This window comes from Seohaeicola sp. (assembly GCF_048006315.1).
GTDB lineage: Bacteria > Pseudomonadota > Alphaproteobacteria > Rhodobacterales > Rhodobacteraceae > Seohaeicola.
Genome location: NZ_CP180350.1, coordinates 2,507,197 through 2,523,525 on the forward strand (window position 1 = coordinate 2,507,197; position 16,329 = coordinate 2,523,525).

The following is a 16,329-nucleotide window of genomic DNA, read 5'->3' on the forward strand; positions in this document are numbered from 1 at the left end:
TTGAATACATGATCTGCAGTTGCAGGCAATTTCTATTCGCTTGCGTTTGAATGATCCTGTGATCATCGGACATGCCAAGGAGGTTCCCATGACCCGGACGGTTTTGATTTTGGGCAGCAACGGAAAGATCGGCAATCACAGCGCCAAGGCTTTTGCGGCGGCGGGTTGGGCGGTGCGCATCTATCGACGCGGTACGGACATGACGGCGGCGGCGATGGGGGCGGATGTGATCGTCAACGGGCTGAACCCGCCCGCCTATCACAACTGGGCCAGCCTGATCCCCGAGATCACGGCGCAGGTGATCGCTGCCGCCAAGGCCAGCGGCGCGACCGTGATCCTGCCGGGGAATGTCTACAATTTCGGAGATACGGGCGGGGTATGGTCCGAGACGACGCCGCACCGTCCGGTCAGCCGCAAGGGCCATATCCGCAAGGCGATGGAGGCGCAGTATCGCGACAGCGGGGTGCAGACCATCATCCTGCGGGCAGGAAATTTCATCGACCCGGAGGGCAATGGCGACATCATGCGCCTGTTCCTGTTGCGCGGCATCGCGCAGGGGCGGATTACAAGCGGCGGCGCACCCGATGTGATGCAGGCCTATTGCTTTGTGCCCGACTGGGCGCGGGCCGTCGTTCAGCTGGCCGAGAAACGCGCGGCACTGGCGCGTTTCGAAGACATCCCTTTTCCGGGGCACGCCTTCACCGTGAACGCCCTGCGGGACCGGCTGCAGGCGCAGCTTGGGCGTCCGCTGAAGGTCGTGCGCTTTCCCTGGTGGATGATGCGCCTTGCCGGGCCCTTCTGGGAACTTGCGCGGGAATTGACCGAGATGCGGTATCTCTGGGATACGCATCACCAGCTTTGCGCTGACAAGTTCACGCGCCTCCTGCCGGATTTCGTGCCCACGCCGCTGGATCAGGTCATGCTGGCGGGTGTGCCTGCCACGGTGACGGGGGCAGGTCTGGCCCCTGCCGTCTGAAGGCTGCTGTCAGGGCCAATCCAGCGTCACGCTGACCAGTCTGTGATGGCTGGCGGCCTGCACCGTGTCGGCAAAAGGGCTGCCCGGTTCGGGCCAGAGCACTGCGGCGGACAGCACCGTCAGGTCTGCGGATGGCAGAACCAGATCGACCCGCAGCCCGGATGGTCCCGGTGCTGGCCAGCTTGCGGTATGCAGGGCGGGATCGCCGCGACCGCCACCGTCGGCCAGCCGCCCACCCGCGCTTTCGGGCTGCGGGTCCTGCAAGCGCGGATCAGCCAGAAGGGCCTTCATCGCATCCGGGCGCCCTTCGCTATCGGCGGGGTCCATGTTGCTGTCACCGATCAGCACGAAACGACCCTGAGGAGGGGGTGCGAGGCGTCCATCCAGATAAAGGCTCCAGAATCGCGCCTCATCATGGTTGCGCCGACCATTGTGGTCTTCGGGGCCGTCAAAGACCGGGGGCGTGGCGTGGAAGGCCAGAAGGTGAAGATCCTGCCCGCCTATGGTGATCGGCACGGTCCAGTGGCCCGTGGTCGACAGGCGTTGCACCGCCATGGCCTGAGGCGTCAACAGGGGCTGGCCATCCGGCAGCGTCAGCAGCGCCCCGGGCAGGTCGCGCCAGAGCAGGGCGCTGTGATCCTGCACCCTGTCGGCCCTTACCGGGTATCTGGACAGGATCGCCATGCCGCCCTGCCCGGCAAACTCTGCATATCCCTGTGCATCGCGGGCGCTGCCCGTGCGCCCGTCACCATCAATGTCAAGCCCGGTCGACAGGCCACGGTTCGGCGCCAGCGCATGGATATGAGGATAGAGAACACCGGCCCGCGCCACCGCATCGCGCAGCGCCGCCAGGGTGATCAGGTCATGGTCGTAATCGACGTCAAGCAGCAGCAGGATATCCGGTGCGGCATGGGCGATCACGGCGACGACCGCTTGCACCTGTGGATCGCGGTTCCCCCGGATGTCGCGCAACAGCAACCCCGGACCCTTGCGCGCAAGGTTGGTGTGAAAGACGGCGATATCAAGCGGTTCGGACCGCACAATGCCTGCTGGAAGCGCTGCTGTCAGACAGAAGAGCAGAAGCAGAAGAAGGCGCGCGTCGAGGGGGATCGCCGCGCGACCCGCCCCCGGTATTGCCTGCGTCAGATGACCTGCAGGCTTTCGGCTGCGGCATAGGTGCGGCGGCGCTTGTTCTCGATCATGGAGGCGATCCGCCCCATGGCAATGCCGCGCATCATCAGGCTGGCAGGCAGGAAAGCCCATAGGCACATCGTCCAGATCAGGGTTTGAGGCCGTGCAAGCGCCGCGACATTCACATAGTCCGCGGCGGCAACAACCAATGCTGGCAACATGAATGGCAGCAAGAATCCTAAGATCAGGTTAAGGCGTGCATGCCCTCTGAGGCGCGCAACCACGTCCCCGCCCGAGGTTGCATCGAACATGGGCAGGTTGATCCAGACATTGAAGGCGCCATTGCGGGCGGGCCAGCCGTAGACATGCACCATCGTCAGGAAGATGAGGACCATCACCATGGACAGGGTATAGCAAACCCCGGCGGCCATCCGGAGCGCATTGACCGCCGCATCGGGCATGTCCGCCGGCAGCATCAGCACCGCCAGACGCACCGGCGAATAGGGGAAATCCGATATGTTGCCAAGAATCACGCTGATCGAGGTCATGATATGGGTCAACGTGCCGGGATCGCTTTTTCCGCGAAACAGCATCGCCAGGATCAGGACGGCGGTGAAGATCATGCCAAAGCGCAGACGGTTGTAGGGCGGTGCATGGCGGAAGGCCACGAGGCTTGGGTATTCGGAGTTGTATTCGATCATCACCAGACCGGCCGCGATCAGCGCCAGCAGCATGACGAATTGTGACCCGTCAATGCCGATGCCGGAAATCAGCATCGACGGCATGGCCACCAGCAACGCCATGAAAAGGGCGCGCAACACGGCGCCGGTCAGTTGTCCGATCACTGTTCATCCCTTTCAAACTGGCCGGTCCCGATATGTAGCCGGGCCCTGTTTCCAACTTGAATCCACCAATTCTGGCGGCTTGCCTCAATCTTGCCCAATTTTTGCCTTCTTTCGTCAAGGGCCTCAACCCATGGACACATTTCAACTTAAATTTGGGGCGATTTGATGGTCGGACTGGTGCCGAAATGTACCATCAGTGGAAGAAATTTTGGCCTTTTTTCCGACATTTACAACATGTTGTGGCTGTCGCTGCCCGGCACACAAACGAAACAGGCCGCCCATAAGGCGGCCTGTGATCACGGTTCGCGGTATTGCCCGACGCCGGGCCCTTGGTCAGACCCAGGGGCGCTGTGCTGCCATCTTTGACTCGTAGGTTTCGATCGATGCGGCCTTTTCAAGCGTCAGGCCGATGTCGTCGAGGCCGTTCAGCAGGCAATGCTTCTTGAAGGCGTCCACCTCGAACGAGAAGACTTCGCCATCCGACGAGGTGATGGTCTGTGCCTCAAGATCCACTTCGATCCGGGCATTCGCGCCCTTTTCGGCATCCTTCATCAGGATGTCCACCTGCTCTTGCGGCAGCGCGATCGGAAGGATGCCGTTCTTGAAGCAGTTGTTGAAGAAGATGTCGGCGAAGCTGGTCGAGATCACGCAGCGAATGCCGAAATCCAGCAGCGCCCATGGTGCGTGTTCGCGCGACGAGCCACAGCCGAAGTTGTCGCCCGCGACCAGGATCTGCGCATCGCGATACTGCGGCTTGTTCAGCACGAAATCGGGGATTTCCTTGCCTTCGCCATCATAACGCATCTCGTCGAACAGGTTCACGCCAAGACCGGACCGCTTGATCGTCTTGAGGAACTGCTTGGGAATGATCATGTCGGTGTCGATGTTGACCAGTGGCATCGGTGCGGCGATGCCGCTGAGCTTGGTGAATTTTTCCATTGTCTCTATCCTGTCTCATGTGCCGCGCGTCGGCCCCGTGATCCTTGATCGAAGGTCACGGGACCGGGGCGGGGCGTCCAGATCACATCAGTTCGCGTACATCGGTCAGGTGACCGGTGACGGCAGCCGCTGCTGCCATTGCGGGGCTCATCAGGTGCGTGCGTCCGCCGCGGCCCTGGCGACCCTCGAAGTTGCGGTTCGATGTGGCGGCGCAACGCTCGCCCGGCTGCAGCTGGTCGGGGTTCATCGCCAGACACATCGAGCAGCCGGCCAGACGCCATTCAAAGCCTGCGTCGATGAAGATCTGGGCCAGCCCTTCCTCTTCCGCCTGGGCGCGCACAAGGCCCGAGCCGGGCACGACCATGGCGCGTTTCACGGCGATCTTCTTGCCCTTGAGGATTTCGGCGGCGGCGCGCAGATCCTCGATCCGGCCATTGGTGCAGGAGCCGATGAAGACCGTGTCGATCTTGATCTGGTTCAGCGGCGTGCCGGGTTCCAGGCCCATGTATTCCAGCGAGCGCTTGGCTGCCTCGACCTTGCCGCCCTTGAAATCCTCGGCGGCTGGGACCTTGCCGGTGATCGGCAGCACGTCCTCGGGGCTGGTGCCCCATGTCACGACCGGCGCGATATCCTCGCCCTTGATGGTCACGACCTTGTCCCAATGGGCGTCCGCGTCGGAATAAAGCGTCTTCCACCAGGCCAGCGCCGCTTCCCACTGTGCGCCCTTGGGGGCGTGCGGGCGACCCATGACATATTCATAGGTCTTTTCGTCCGGCGCGATCAGGCCGGCGCGCGCGCCGCCTTCGATGGCCATGTTGCAGACGGTCATGCGCCCTTCCATGGACAGGTCGCGGATCGCCTCGCCGCAATATTCGATCACGTAGCCGGTGCCGCCGGCGGTGCCGGTGTGGCCGATGACCGACAGGGTGATGTCCTTGGCGGTCACACCGGGGCGCAGCTTGCCGGTGATCTCGACCTTCATGTTCCTGGATTTCTTCTGGATCAGCGTCTGGGTGGCCAGCACGTGTTCCACCTCGGATGTGCCGATACCATGAGCCAGCGCGCCGAAGGCGCCATGGGTCGCGGTGTGGCTGTCGCCGCAAACCACGGTCATGCCGGGCAGGGTCCAGCCCTGTTCCGGGCCGACTATGTGCACGATGCCCTGACGGACATCCGACACCGGGTAGTAATGGATGCCGAAATCGGCCGCGTTCTTGTCCAGCGCCTCGACCTGGATGCGGCTATCTTCGGTCATGGTGGCGGCATTGGCGCGGTCCAGCGTGGTCGGCACGTTGTGATCCGGCACGGCGATGGTCTTGTCCGGGGCGTGAACCTTGCGGCCCGACATGCGCAGACCTTCGAAGGCCTGCGGGCTGGTCACTTCGTGCACGAGGTGGCGGTCGATATAGAGAAGGCAGGTGCCATCGTCGGCTTCGTGGGCGACATGGGCATCCCAGATCTTGTCATAGAGCGTTTTGGGGGACATTGGTCCTCTCCCTTTTGGCTGGTGTTCTGGCTGTAGACGTAGAAAGACGGGGTGCAGCCCTTATAGGCGGGCCAGCACCGTCAGGGATGCCCCGAAGAAGCGTTCGCGCAGCCGCGCGCGGTCATCCATATCGAAAATGCGTCTCATGGCTTGCGGGATACTATGGCTGACCGAGTCTCGCAAGGCCCGCGACAGTGGCGGTTGGCACGGGACTTGCCGGAGCCACCCTGTCATGCGAGGCTGTCTACATGAAGGATTCAAGATGAACACCGGCGCTTCCGGCGATACCGCGCTGGAGATCGTCCTGGGCCTGGTGGCCAGGATGGAACTGTTCGTGAACGGCCTGATGCGGCCGTGGAACGCCTACCAGATCGGGATCCTGCTTGCGCTTGTCCTGTTGGCGCATCTGGCCGCGCGCCTTCTGACGCCCCGCGTCAGTGACTGGTTGCGCCAGCAGGAGGGCTGGCCGAAGTGGCGCATGCGGCTGGCAGTCACGCTGCGCAACCGACTGCGCCTGATCCTGTTCCTGGCGATGATCTGGCCGCTGGTCTGGATCATGCGTGAAGTGACCTGGCCAAGCCGGTCCTATCTGTTGGTTGTCTTCGGCAAGCTGGCGCTGGCCTGGCTGGTCATCGCGGTGCTGACCCGGTTGATTTCCAACGGTTTCCTGCGCGGGATGGTGCGCTATGCCGGGTGGGCCTGGGTCACGCTGTCGATCCTCGGGCTGACGGATGACGGCCGGAACCTGCTGGACAGTATCGCGGTCGAGATCGGCACGACGCGGTTTTCCCTCTGGCTGATGTTGCAGGCGATTGCCCTTCTGGCGCTGCTGTTCGCGCTGGCGCGGTTCATCACCGCGACGTCCACGGCGCGGATCAGGGCGAACACGGATATCAGCCCGTCGATGCAGGTGCTGGCCGTCAAGGTCTTGCAGATCGGGCTTTATGGCGCGGCCTTCTTCATCGGGCTCAAGACCGTGGGGGTGGATCTGACCGGGCTTGCCGTCCTGTCGGGTGCCATCGGCGTGGGGCTTGGCTTTGGCTTGCAAAAGGTGGTGTCGAACCTTGTTTCGGGTGTCATCATCCTGCTGGACAAGTCGATCAAACCGGGTGACGTCATCAGCCTTGGCGATACCTTCGGCTGGATCAATGCGCTGGGTGCGCGCTATGTCTCGGTCGTGACGCGGGACGGGCGGGAATACCTGATTCCGAACGAGGACCTGATCACCGGGCAGGTGGTCAACTGGTCCCATTCCAATGAATTCGTGCGGCTGGATATCCATTTCGGCACGTCCTACGGCGACGATCCCCATCTGGTCAGGCGCGTTGCCATCGAGGCCGCGCAGGGGGTGGAGCGTGTGCTGGATTTCAAGCCTGCCGTCTGCCACATCACCGGCTTTGGTGACAGTTCGGTCGATTACATCCTGCGCTTCTGGATCAAGGATCCGACACAGGGGCTGACGAATATCAGGGGCAATGTCTACCTGGCGCTTTGGGATGCCTTCCGGGCGCATGGCATCTCGATTCCCTTCCCGCAACGCGAGGTGCGGGTGCTGGGGACCGCCGATGGCAAGGGCCTTGCGCCTGCTGGCGATTGACTCGGGGCCCGTCAGGGTGCACAGGGCGGTGCGCCGCTCATTGAGATTTGTCCTCTGCGATGCTATCTTTGCGATGCGCCCAGCGCCGGGGCCCTGTCGGCGTGCCACAAGGAGGACAATGTCCTGTCACTCAACTTTGAAGCGGCTTCTGCCGTTCCCGTCGGTGCAGCAATGACAACGGCACCGGCACAAGTCACAAGCGAAGAGCTTCTGGCGCATATCCTCAACCAGCTTGAAGACGACAAGGCCGAAGACATCGTGCAGATCGACCTGCGCGGCAAGACGGCCATTGGCGATTACATGATCATCTGCTCGGGTCGTTCCTCGCGGCAGGTATCCGCAATCGCGGAAAAGCTGGTCGATGACCTCAAGCAGACCTACGGGCGGCTCAGCCGGATCGAAGGCAAGGAAACCGGCGATTGGGTGCTGATCGACACGGGCGACGTGATCGTCCACGTGTTCCGCCCCGAAGTGCGCGAGTTCTACCAGCTTGAGAAGATGTGGATGCCCGGCGGCGCCACGAAACCCGCGGCCTCCTCGACGGTCTGATGCGGGTGCATGTCTGCGCGGTGGGCCGGTTGCGGACCGGCCCGGAACGCGCGTTGTTCGAGGATTACATGACACGGTTCGACCGAACCGGGCGGGCGCTTGGCCTTGGCCCGGTGCTGCTGCATGAGGTCGAGGACAAGAAGGGTGGCGGCATGGCGGCCGAAGCGGTGCTGCTGGACCGGGCCATTCCGGCCGGTGCGCTGGTCTGCACCCTGGACGAGCGCGGCGCGGTCATGTCCTCGCCCGACTTTGCCGACAAGCTGGCGGGATGGCGTGACGCGGGGCGCGGTGATCTGGCGCTGATCATCGGCGGCGCGGACGGCATCGCGCCAGATTTGCGGGCGCGCGCCGACGCAAGCCTGTCCTTCGGCAAGATGGTCTGGCCGCATATGCTGGTGCGCGTCATGCTGGCCGAGCAGTTATACCGCGCGGCTTCGATCCTTGCGGGGTCGCCCTACCACCGGGTCTGAGATCATTCGCCGTAGGGCACCCAGATCGTCTTGATCTCGGTCGACTGCTCCAGGAAGATGTGGCCTTCGCCTGCGGTCCCCATCCAGTCGCGGGCCATTCCATCATTGACCCACGTCCGTTTGAGGTTGCCGGCGCTGGCCGCCTCGACAGGCTCCGACAAGGGTGTGGATGAAAAGCACCATACCGCGTCCACATCCATATGCGCGGCCAGTGTCGGGGCCAGATCGGCATGGTTGCCGGTCAGGATATTGACCACCCCGCCCGGCACGTCCGATGTGTCGAGGATCTGGTAGAAATCGGTGGCCGCCAATGGAAAGGCCTCGGATGCGACCAGTACCGCCCGGTTGCCCATCGCGATGGCCGGACCCATCAAGGACACAAGGCCCAGCAAGGGGGCGTCATCAGGGCAGATCGCGGCGATCACACCGAGGGGTGCGGGCATGGCCATGGCGACGCCGCGCAGGGGCACGCCCTTGACGCGGCCGTCGTACTTGTCGGCCCATGCCGCATAGGTGAACAGGCGGCGGATGCTGGCCTCGACCTCGGCCTTTCCGCCTTTGCCGCCTTGCATCGCGTCCAGCGTGGCCGCGAATTCCGGCGCGCGGGCGGACAGGTTTTCCGCGATGTAATAAAGGATCTGCGCCCGCATATGACCTGTCGTCGCGGACCAGCCTGCCGCACCGCGCGCGGCTTCGACCGCGTTGCGGATGTCCTTGCGGCCAGCGACAGGCACTTGCCCCTGGGCGCGGCCCGACCTTGCATGAATGGTGCGGGAATAGCCGCCATCGGGGCGGGCCTGCTTGCCACCGATATAAAGCTTGGGCGTCCGGTCGATGCCTTCGGGGCCCGTGTCGCCTGCCTTGCCCTCGAATGGCGTGATACGCGCCAGTGCCTTGGGCTTGCCGCGCGCCCTGGTGTAGGCCGACAGCCCTTCCCATCCACCTTCGCGGCCAAAGCCGCTTTCGCGCATGCCGCCGAAAGGGGCGGCGGCGTCGAACATGTTGGTGCCGTTGACCCAGATCACGCCGGCCGCCAATTTCGGGGCCACATCCAAGGCAAGGTTCACATTCTCGGACCACAGGCTTGCGGCCAGCCCGTAGCGGGTGTTGTTGGCCAGCTCCACCGCCTCGGATGGCGTGCGGAAGGTGGTCGAGACAAGGACAGGGCCGAAGATCTCTTCCTGCATCAGGGGCGATGCGGTCGCCAGCCCCGTGATCAGCGTGGGCGGATAGAAGCAGCCGCTGTCGGGCAGGGTGGCGTTGCTGCGGTGCACCAGCCCGCCTTCGCAGCCATCGACCAAGGCTCGGACACGGGCAAGCTGTTCGGGGCTGACCATCGCACCGATGTCGATGCTCTTGTCCAGCGGGTTGCCGATGCGCAGCTTGTCCATGCGCGCGCGCAGCCTGGTGTGGAAACGGTCGGCCACACCTTCCTGCACCAGCAGGCGCGAGCCCGCGCAACAGACCTGGCCCTGGTTGAACCAGATCGCATCCACCAGCCCTTCGATGGCTGAATCCATGTCTGCGTCATCGAACACGATGTAGGGGGATTTCCCCCCCAGTTCCAAGGTCAGCGCCTTGCCGCTGCCTGCCGTGGCCTGCCGTATCCGGCGGCCCACCTCGGTCGAGCCGGTAAAGGCGATCTTGTCGATGCCGGGGTGGGTCACGATCATCTCGCCCACGGCGCCATCGCCCGTGACGATGTTCACCACGCCCCTGGGCAGACCCGCCTGACGGCAGATATCGGCAAACAGCAGGGCCGTCAGCGAGGTCTGTTCCGCCGGTTTCAGCACCACGGTATTGCCTGCGGCCAGGGCGGGGGCCACTTTCCACGCCAGCATGAGCAGCGGGAAATTCCACGGAATGATCTGCCCGCAGACCCCCAGTGCCTGACGGTCGGGCATTTCGCTGTCCATCAGCTGTGCAAGCCCGGCGTGGAAATAGAAATGCCGATGCACCAGCGGTATGTCGATATCGCGGGCCTCGCGGATGGGTTTGCCGTTGTCCAGGGTTTCCAGTACCGCGAACAGCCGGGCATGCTTCTGCACCAGACGTGCCAGCGCATAGAGATGGCGGGCGCGACCGTGGCCGCCCAGTTTCTCCCAGCGGGGCTGTGCGCGGCGGGCAGCGGCAACGGCATCATCCACATCGCCCTGTGTGGCCTGGGTCAGGGTCGCCAGAACCTCGTCCGTGGCGGGGTTGCGGCTGTCGAACCCATGGCCGGGGGCAGTAAAGGCGCCGCCGATGAAATGGCCGAAACGGTCACCCTGATCGACCAGCCAGGCCAATGCATCCGCCGCGGATTCAGGCGCGGTTCCGTAGTCCATCGTTTGGAAGATATCCTTGACGCTCATGCCTTCATCGTTCCCCAAATACTCAAGTCGCACCCTCGCCGGATCAGGCCAGCGGATGCCGCCAGGCCGCCGAATAGGCGCCGGTCACGTTATGTTCCAACTGCCGTTCGATATCGCCCAGCAGGCTGGATGCGCCAAAGCGGAACAGATCGGGTTGCATCCAGCGGGTGCCCAGTTCCTCTTTCATCAGGCTCAGGTAGACCAGCGCATCCTTGGCCTTGGAAATCCCGCCCGCAGGTTTGTAGCCGATCCTGATCCCGGTGCGTTCATGGTATTCGCGAATGGCGCGGATCATCACCAGGCTGACAGGCAGGGTCGCGTTGATCGCTTCCTTGCCCGTGGATGTCTTGATGAAATCGGCCCCGGCCATCATGCAGACAAGGCTGGCGCGGGCCACGTTGCGCAGGCTTCCCAGCTCTCCGGTTGCCAGGATCGCCTTGACATGGGCATCGCCGCAGGCCGCGCGCATCTGGCGCATCTCGTCATAGAGCGCTTGCCAGTTGCCGGTCAGGACATGCCTGCGCGAAATGACGATGTCGATTTCCGCCGCGCCGGCTGCCACGCTTTCGCCGATTTCGGCCAGCCGCAGATGAAACGGGGACAGTCCCGCCGGAAAGCCCGTGGACACGGCCGCCACGGGTATCCCGCTTCCGGCAAGCGCGTGGACGGCGGCTGGCACCATCTCGTGATAGACGCAGACCGCGCCCACGGTGATGTCGGGCATGCCCAGCGCCTCGAGCAGATCGGGGCGGACAGGCTGGCGCGCCTTGGCGCAGAGCCGCGCGACCCGGCCTTCGGTATCGTCGCCCGCCAGCGTGGTCAGGTCGATACAGGTGATCGCCTTGAGCAGCCAGGCCGCCTGATGATCCTTCTTGACGGACCTCCGCGTGCCAAGGCTGGCGGCGCGCCGTTCGATGGCGGACCGGTTGGCCTGCGCCGCACGCACCCAGTCCATATCCAGCTCCATGCCGGGATTGCGCGGCTCTGACGCGGGCAGCGTCTGCGGCAACTGTCTGTTCCGTGTCGGGTTGGGCGTCTGTTGCATCTTTGGCTCGTGGCGTCGGTTGGCGCAGCCTTGCACGTGCCTCAATCCGAGGCAAGCAACAGCCTGATGCCCGATCACGCGCATTTGTTTTGCGAATAATTCGCAATATCATTGACAAAGTTGCGAACCGTTCTCAATATCTTCGACATGTGAGTGAATTCCATCCATCCACGTTGACAAGGTCCCCTGATGATCCTGAACCGACGCCACCTGCTGACTGTTCTTGCTGCAACCTTTGCCATTCCCGGCGCCGTCTCGGCGCAGGGTGCGCCGCTGAATGTCGTTGCCACGACCGGCATGATTGCCGATGCTGCCCGTCAGGTTGGCGGCGACCTTGTGGCGGTCAAGGCGCTGATGGGGCCCGGTGTGGACCCACACTCCTATCGACAGACCCGCAGCGACATCGTGGCCATGACGCGCGCCGATCTGGTGCTGTGGCATGGACTTTATCTTGAAGCGCAGCTTGAGGGGGTCCTGCTGGATCTTGGCCGGACCCGCACCGTCGTAGCCGCCGGTGAAGCGGTGCCCGAAGCCGAGCGCATCGCGCATCCCGATTACGAGGGTCGCTTTGATCCGCATGTCTGGATGGATCCCGACCTGTGGAAACACGTGGTGCTGGCCGTGCGCGATGCGCTGGTCGCCATCCGCCCCGAAGCCGAAGCGACGTTTGCCGCGAATGCCGAGGCGAATCTGGCCGACCTGACGCGCCTTTCGGATTACGCGGCGCGCAGCCTGTCCTCTGTCCCGGCCGAGGCGCGCATCCTGCTGACGGCGCATGACGCCTTTGGCTATTTCGGTCGCCGTCATGGTTTCGAAGTGCTGGGGATCCAGGGCATCTCGACCGAGTCGGAGGCTGGCTTGAACCGTATCGGGGAACTGGTGGATCTTCTGGTCGCGCGCAAGGTCGGGGCGGTCTTCGTCGAGACCTCGGTGTCCGACCGCAACATCCGGGCGCTGATCGAAGGCGCTGCCGCGCGTGGCCATGATGTGCGCGTCGGCGGAGAGGTCTTTTCCGATGCCATGGGGCCTGATGGCACCTATGAAGGCACGTATCTTGGCATGATCGACCATAACATCACCACCATCGCCGGGGCGCTGGGCGGCGATGTGCCCGCGCGCGGCATGGACGGCCGCCTGAGTGCGGGGCTCTGATGCGAAAGCGGCGATCATGGTAGCCATCAAGGACGTCAACCTGGTGCAGGCTGCCCCTCGCAACGAGGGCGTTCAGGCGCCGCCGCCTGCGCTGTCTGTGGCGGGCCTGACCGTGGCCTATGGTGAAAAGCCGGCTGTCTTTTCGGTCGACATGACGGTGGCACAGGGCACGATGACCGCGATCGTCGGGCCGAATGGCGCGGGGAAATCGACACTGCTCAAGGCGGTTCTGGGGCTGGTCAAGCCGCTGTCCGGCGAGGTGCGGCTGTTCGGCCTTGCCTTGTCGCGGGCCCGGGACCGCATTGCCTATGTGCCGCAACGCGCCAGCGTGGATTGGGACTTTCCCGCCCGGGTAATCGATGTCGTCCTGATGGGGCTGCATCGCGAGCTTGGCCTGCTGCGCCGGGTTCGCCCCGAGCATCTGGACCGCGCCCGCGCCTGTCTGGCCCGTGTCGGGATGCAGGATTTCGCGACGCGCCAGATCGGCCAGTTGTCCGGTGGACAGCAGCAACGCGTCTTCCTGGCCCGTGCGCTTGTGCAGCAGGCCGACCTCTATCTGCTGGATGAACCCTTTGCCGGGGTGGATGCGGCCACCGAAAAGGCGATCATCGGCGTCCTGAAAGAGCTTCAGGCCGAAGGACGCAGCATCGTGGCCGTGCATCATGACCTGTCCACGGTGCGCGCCTATTTCGATCACCTGTTCCTGATCAACACCCGCGCTATTGCCGCAGGGCCCGTGGCCGATGTGTTTACCGGCGAGAACCTGCAACGCGCCTATGGCGGGCGACTGGGCGAGGCGCAGCTGGCCGGCGGGACACTGACAGGATGAGCTTCTCGCGATGATCTGGCAGGCCCTCACGCTGCAACTGGGTTACAACGCCACCCTCGTGGCGCTGGGGGCAACCCTGCTTGGCATCGCGGCGGGGGTGACCGGCAGCTTCCTCTTCCTGCGCAAACGCGCGCTGGTTTCGGATGCGGTGTCCCACGCCACCCTGCCCGGTATCGGGCTGGCCTTCATCGTGATGGTCGCCATGGGTGGCGATGGCCGTTTCCTGCCGGGTCTTCTGCTTGGGGCGGCGTTGTCCTCGGGGCTTGGTCTGCTGCTGATCGCCTGCATGATGCGCCGCACCCGGCTGAGCGAGGATGCGGCCATCGGCGCGGTCCTGTCGGTCTTCTTCGGGGCGGGAATCGTTCTTCTGACGGTGATCCAGTCGATGAATGCCGGGCGCCAGGCCGGGCTTGATACCGTGCTGCTGGGATCGACCGCGGGCATGTTGCAGTCCGATGCGCTGGTGATCGCCGCAGGGGGCGCCGTCGTGCTGCTGCTGGTCCTGCTGCTGCGGCGACCCATGCTGGTCGTGGGGTTCGATCCAGATTATGCGGCGGTCAGCGGCACCAATGTCGGGCGCATCGACCTTGCGATGATGGGGCTTGTGATGGCGGTCACGGTGCTGGGCATCACCACGGTGGGCCTGATCCTGATCGTGGCGCTGCTGATCATCCCGCCCGTGACCGCGCGGCTGTGGACCGATCATGCGCTGCGCATGGTTGCCCTGGCCGGGGTGGTCGGCGGGTTGTCGGCCTATGTGGGTGCGGCCGTGTCGGCCACGGCCCCTGCGCTGCCGACAGGTCCGATCATCGTGCTGGCCAGTTTCGTGCTGTTCGCCCTGTCGATGATCCTTGCCCCCGCGCGTGGTGGGCTTGCGCTGATCCGGCGGCAGATGCGGTTCCGCCGCCGCGTGCACCGTCGCCAGGGTTTGCTGGCGCTGGCCGTTGGCCAGACGATCCATGAACCCTTCACGCTGGCGCTGTTGCGGCGCGAAGGATTGGCCCGTGCCGATGGCGTGCCCACCGATGCGGGTCGTGCCGCTGCCGCCAAGGCCCTGCTGGACGAGGCGCGCTGGGCGGCCCTGCGGGCGGATCCCGCCCATGGTCTCAGCGCCAGCCGCTATGACGCGCTGACCCGGATCGAAACGGTGCTGACCCCGGACCAGATCGCGGAACTGGACCGACATCTGCCACGTCCGAGAGGTGTGTCCTGATGGGTGCCGAATTCGTCGCCTTGTCGCTGCCGCCGCTGCTGATCGGGATCCTGGCTGCCGTTACCTGCGCGCTGCCGGGCAATTTCCTGCTGCTGCGCCGCCAGGCGCTGATCGGGGACGCCATCAGCCATGTGGTGCTGCCCGGTATCGTCATTGCCTTCCTCCTGACGGGGACGATCGCCACCCTGCCGATGCTGCTGGGGGCCGCAGGTGCGGCCCTTCTGGCCGTCGTCCTGATCGAGGGAGTGCGCCGCACGGCCCGGATCGAGGCGGGCGCGGCGATGGGCGTGGTCTTCACCAGTCTTTTCGCGGCCGGGGTGCTGCTGCTGGAACAGTCGGATACCAGCGGCGTCCATCTTGACGTGGAGCACGCGCTTTACGGTAATCTCGAAAGCCTGATCTGGCTGGACGCGACCGGCTGGGCCTCGCTTGTCGATCCCGTCGCCCTGGCGGGGCTGCCGTCCGAATTGCCGCGCATGGCCTTGGCGTTGCTGATCGTGGGTCTGGCGCTGTGGCTGATGTGGCGCCCGCTTGCGATTGCAACATTTGACGAAGGCTTCGCCGCCACGCTTGGCCTGCCGGTGCGTGCCATTGGCTTGGGGCTTGTGATGCTGGCAGCACTTGCGGCCGTCGCGGCCTTCGATGCGGTGGGGTCGATCATCGTAATCGCTATGTTCATCTGCCCGCCCGCCAGTGCGCGGATGATGACGGACCGATTGGGCGCACAGGTCGGATGGAGCATTGCCTTCGCCATCCTCTCGGCGGTGCTGGGCTATGTTGCGGCAGGGTACGGCCCGCTCTGGCTGGGTTTTGAAAATTCGGTTAGCGCGGCGGGCATGATCGCGACGGTGTCCGGCCTGATCCTGGGTGTCACCATGCTGGCCGGGCCGCGGCGTCACCCCGCAGGCCTCGCAAGACAGGGCTGAGCCTGTTTCTTCTTGCTGCAAATATCCCCGCGCGGAGCGCATCCGCCCTCTCGGCACGCGCCTTGGTCAGCGGGATTGTCCCCGCAACGCAACCAGGCCCGCGCAGGTCGCGTCCTTGGGCGTGACGCGTTCGACGGGTACGCCTTGCGCGCCAAGTGCATCGGGATAAAGGGCGTTCATCGCCACCACGATCACACGCTGACCCAGCCAGTAGGCCCGCATGGCCGCCAGTTCGGCCCCCAGCAGATGCGCGGCCATCGCCTGCCGATCATCCATCAGCGAAGCGCTGCGCAAATGCAGGGACAGGCGTTCGGGCCGCGACATCGTATCGGCCAGCGCCTCTGCATCGGCCAGGTCTGCCGCCCCCATCGCCCGTGCCAGGCGTGGCGTCAGGGCGGATTGAAAGCTGACAACTTCGTTCGCGCTGATCTGGCACCAATGGGTGGCCTCCTGCCCCGGCAGGCAGATCACACCATCCCAGTTGGGGCGCGTGGACAGGACCCCGGCGATCCGCAGGCGGTCGGTGGCCGGCAAAAGCCCCTGTGGCCGTGCTTGCGCCAGATCCGTCATCGGCATGGCCACGGGTAGGGCCGGGGCCGGAACCGGCTGCACGTCTTGGCCGTCCTGCACGATCATGGGCGGTGCGGTTTGCGCCAGCCCGGTCAACACATCCTGCGCGGTTGCTCCGCAAGCGTGGTCAATCGGCTGCGCCCCGTCAAAGCGCCAGCCTTCCGCGCCATGGTCGTCCTGCGCGATGGCGATCCAGAAATCCTGTGTCATGCGCCCCGAGATAGGCGCGTCGCGCCAAGGCGTCAAT

At 64.5% G+C, this 16,329-nt stretch carries 15 protein-coding genes; 8 read left to right on the top strand and 7 right to left on the bottom strand.

What is annotated here, in order from left to right; translation table 11 throughout:
• The first annotated feature begins 88 nt into the window (after window positions 1-88).
• On the top strand, window positions 89-976 hold the full coding sequence (locus ACMUJL_RS12655; RefSeq protein ID WP_375573721.1) for an epimerase: 888 nt from the start codon (window positions 89-91) through the stop codon (window positions 974-976).
• Window positions 977-985: 9 nt separating this feature from the next.
• Here ACMUJL_RS12655 and ACMUJL_RS12660 read toward each other — a convergent pair whose 3' ends face one another.
• The 4 genes from ACMUJL_RS12660 to leuC all read right to left on the bottom strand — a co-directional run bounded on the left by ACMUJL_RS12660 (window position 986) and on the right by leuC (window position 5,377).
• On the bottom strand, window positions 986-2,017 hold the full coding sequence (locus ACMUJL_RS12660; RefSeq protein ID WP_375573719.1) for an endonuclease/exonuclease/phosphatase family protein: 1,032 nt from the start codon (window positions 2,015-2,017) through the stop codon (window positions 986-988).
• A gap of 101 nt (window positions 2,018-2,118) precedes the next feature.
• The gene (locus ACMUJL_RS12665; protein ID WP_068290922.1) at window positions 2,119-2,952 is read right to left on the bottom strand and encodes a hypothetical protein; all 834 of its coding nucleotides are present in this window, start codon (window positions 2,950-2,952) and stop codon (window positions 2,119-2,121) included.
• A gap of 333 nt (window positions 2,953-3,285) precedes the next feature.
• Window positions 3,286-3,891, bottom strand: coding sequence for a 3-isopropylmalate dehydratase small subunit (leuD, locus tag ACMUJL_RS12670; protein WP_068290923.1), 606 nt, complete (start codon window positions 3,889-3,891; stop codon window positions 3,286-3,288).
• A gap of 82 nt (window positions 3,892-3,973) precedes the next feature.
• Window positions 3,974-5,377 (bottom strand): 3-isopropylmalate dehydratase large subunit, encoded by a 1,404-nt coding sequence (leuC, locus tag ACMUJL_RS12675; protein WP_068290924.1) that lies wholly within the window; start codon window positions 5,375-5,377, stop codon window positions 3,974-3,976.
• 262 nt (window positions 5,378-5,639) lie between these two features.
• On the opposite strand from leuC, the gene ACMUJL_RS12680 reads away from it, so the two are divergent.
• The 3 genes from ACMUJL_RS12680 (at window position 5,640) to rlmH (ending at window position 7,993) form a co-directional block, all read left to right on the top strand.
• Window positions 5,640-6,974 carry a mechanosensitive ion channel family protein gene (locus tag ACMUJL_RS12680; RefSeq protein ID WP_375573716.1) on the top strand — a complete coding sequence of 445 codons (1,335 nt, stop codon included), beginning with the start codon at window positions 5,640-5,642 and terminating at the stop codon, window positions 6,972-6,974.
• A 171-nt stretch (window positions 6,975-7,145) separates the two neighbouring features.
• Window positions 7,146-7,523: a ribosome silencing factor gene (rsfS, locus tag ACMUJL_RS12685; protein ID WP_068290926.1), complete on the top strand. Its 378-nt coding sequence runs from the start codon at window positions 7,146-7,148 to the stop codon at window positions 7,521-7,523.
• The gene (rlmH, locus tag ACMUJL_RS12690; RefSeq protein ID WP_375573713.1) at window positions 7,523-7,993 is read left to right on the top strand and encodes a 23S rRNA (pseudouridine(1915)-N(3))-methyltransferase RlmH; all 471 of its coding nucleotides are present in this window, start codon (window positions 7,523-7,525) and stop codon (window positions 7,991-7,993) included. Before rsfS ends, rlmH begins: the two co-directional genes overlap by 1 nt.
• A gap of 2 nt (window positions 7,994-7,995) precedes the next feature.
• Here the strand turns inward: rlmH and ACMUJL_RS12695 are convergent, their stop codons facing one another.
• The gene (locus ACMUJL_RS12695) at window positions 7,996-10,347 is read right to left on the bottom strand and encodes an aldehyde dehydrogenase family protein (protein WP_416914298.1); all 2,352 of its coding nucleotides are present in this window, start codon (window positions 10,345-10,347) and stop codon (window positions 7,996-7,998) included.
• A 43-nt stretch (window positions 10,348-10,390) separates the two neighbouring features.
• Complete coding sequence (deoC, locus tag ACMUJL_RS12700; protein WP_375573711.1) at window positions 10,391-11,392, bottom strand: deoxyribose-phosphate aldolase; 1,002 nt, start codon at window positions 11,390-11,392, stop codon at window positions 10,391-10,393.
• Window positions 11,393-11,581: 189 nt separating this feature from the next.
• Between deoC and ACMUJL_RS12705 the strand changes: the two genes are divergently transcribed.
• From ACMUJL_RS12705 to ACMUJL_RS12720, 4 genes are read left to right on the top strand one after another with little or no spacing between them, the layout of a single operon-like run.
• Window positions 11,582-12,544, top strand: coding sequence for a metal ABC transporter solute-binding protein, Zn/Mn family (locus tag ACMUJL_RS12705; protein WP_375573709.1), 963 nt, complete (start codon window positions 11,582-11,584; stop codon window positions 12,542-12,544).
• Window positions 12,545-12,560: 16 nt separating this feature from the next.
• Window positions 12,561-13,373, top strand: coding sequence for a metal ABC transporter ATP-binding protein (locus ACMUJL_RS12710; protein WP_375573707.1), 813 nt, complete (start codon window positions 12,561-12,563; stop codon window positions 13,371-13,373).
• 10 nt (window positions 13,374-13,383) lie between these two features.
• Complete coding sequence (locus ACMUJL_RS12715; protein ID WP_375573705.1) at window positions 13,384-14,586, top strand: metal ABC transporter permease; 1,203 nt, start codon at window positions 13,384-13,386, stop codon at window positions 14,584-14,586.
• Entirely contained in the window at window positions 14,586-15,512 is a 927-nt protein-coding gene (locus ACMUJL_RS12720) for a metal ABC transporter permease (protein ID WP_375573703.1), read from the top strand. The genes ACMUJL_RS12715 and ACMUJL_RS12720 overlap by 1 nt, the downstream gene beginning before the upstream one ends.
• A gap of 66 nt (window positions 15,513-15,578) precedes the next feature.
• Here ACMUJL_RS12720 and ACMUJL_RS12725 read toward each other — a convergent pair whose 3' ends face one another.
• Window positions 15,579-16,292, bottom strand: a complete 714-nt coding sequence (locus ACMUJL_RS12725) for a 2-dehydro-3-deoxygalactonokinase (protein ID WP_416914299.1) — start codon at window positions 16,290-16,292, stop codon at window positions 15,579-15,581.
• Window positions 16,293-16,329: the final 37 nt, after the last annotated feature.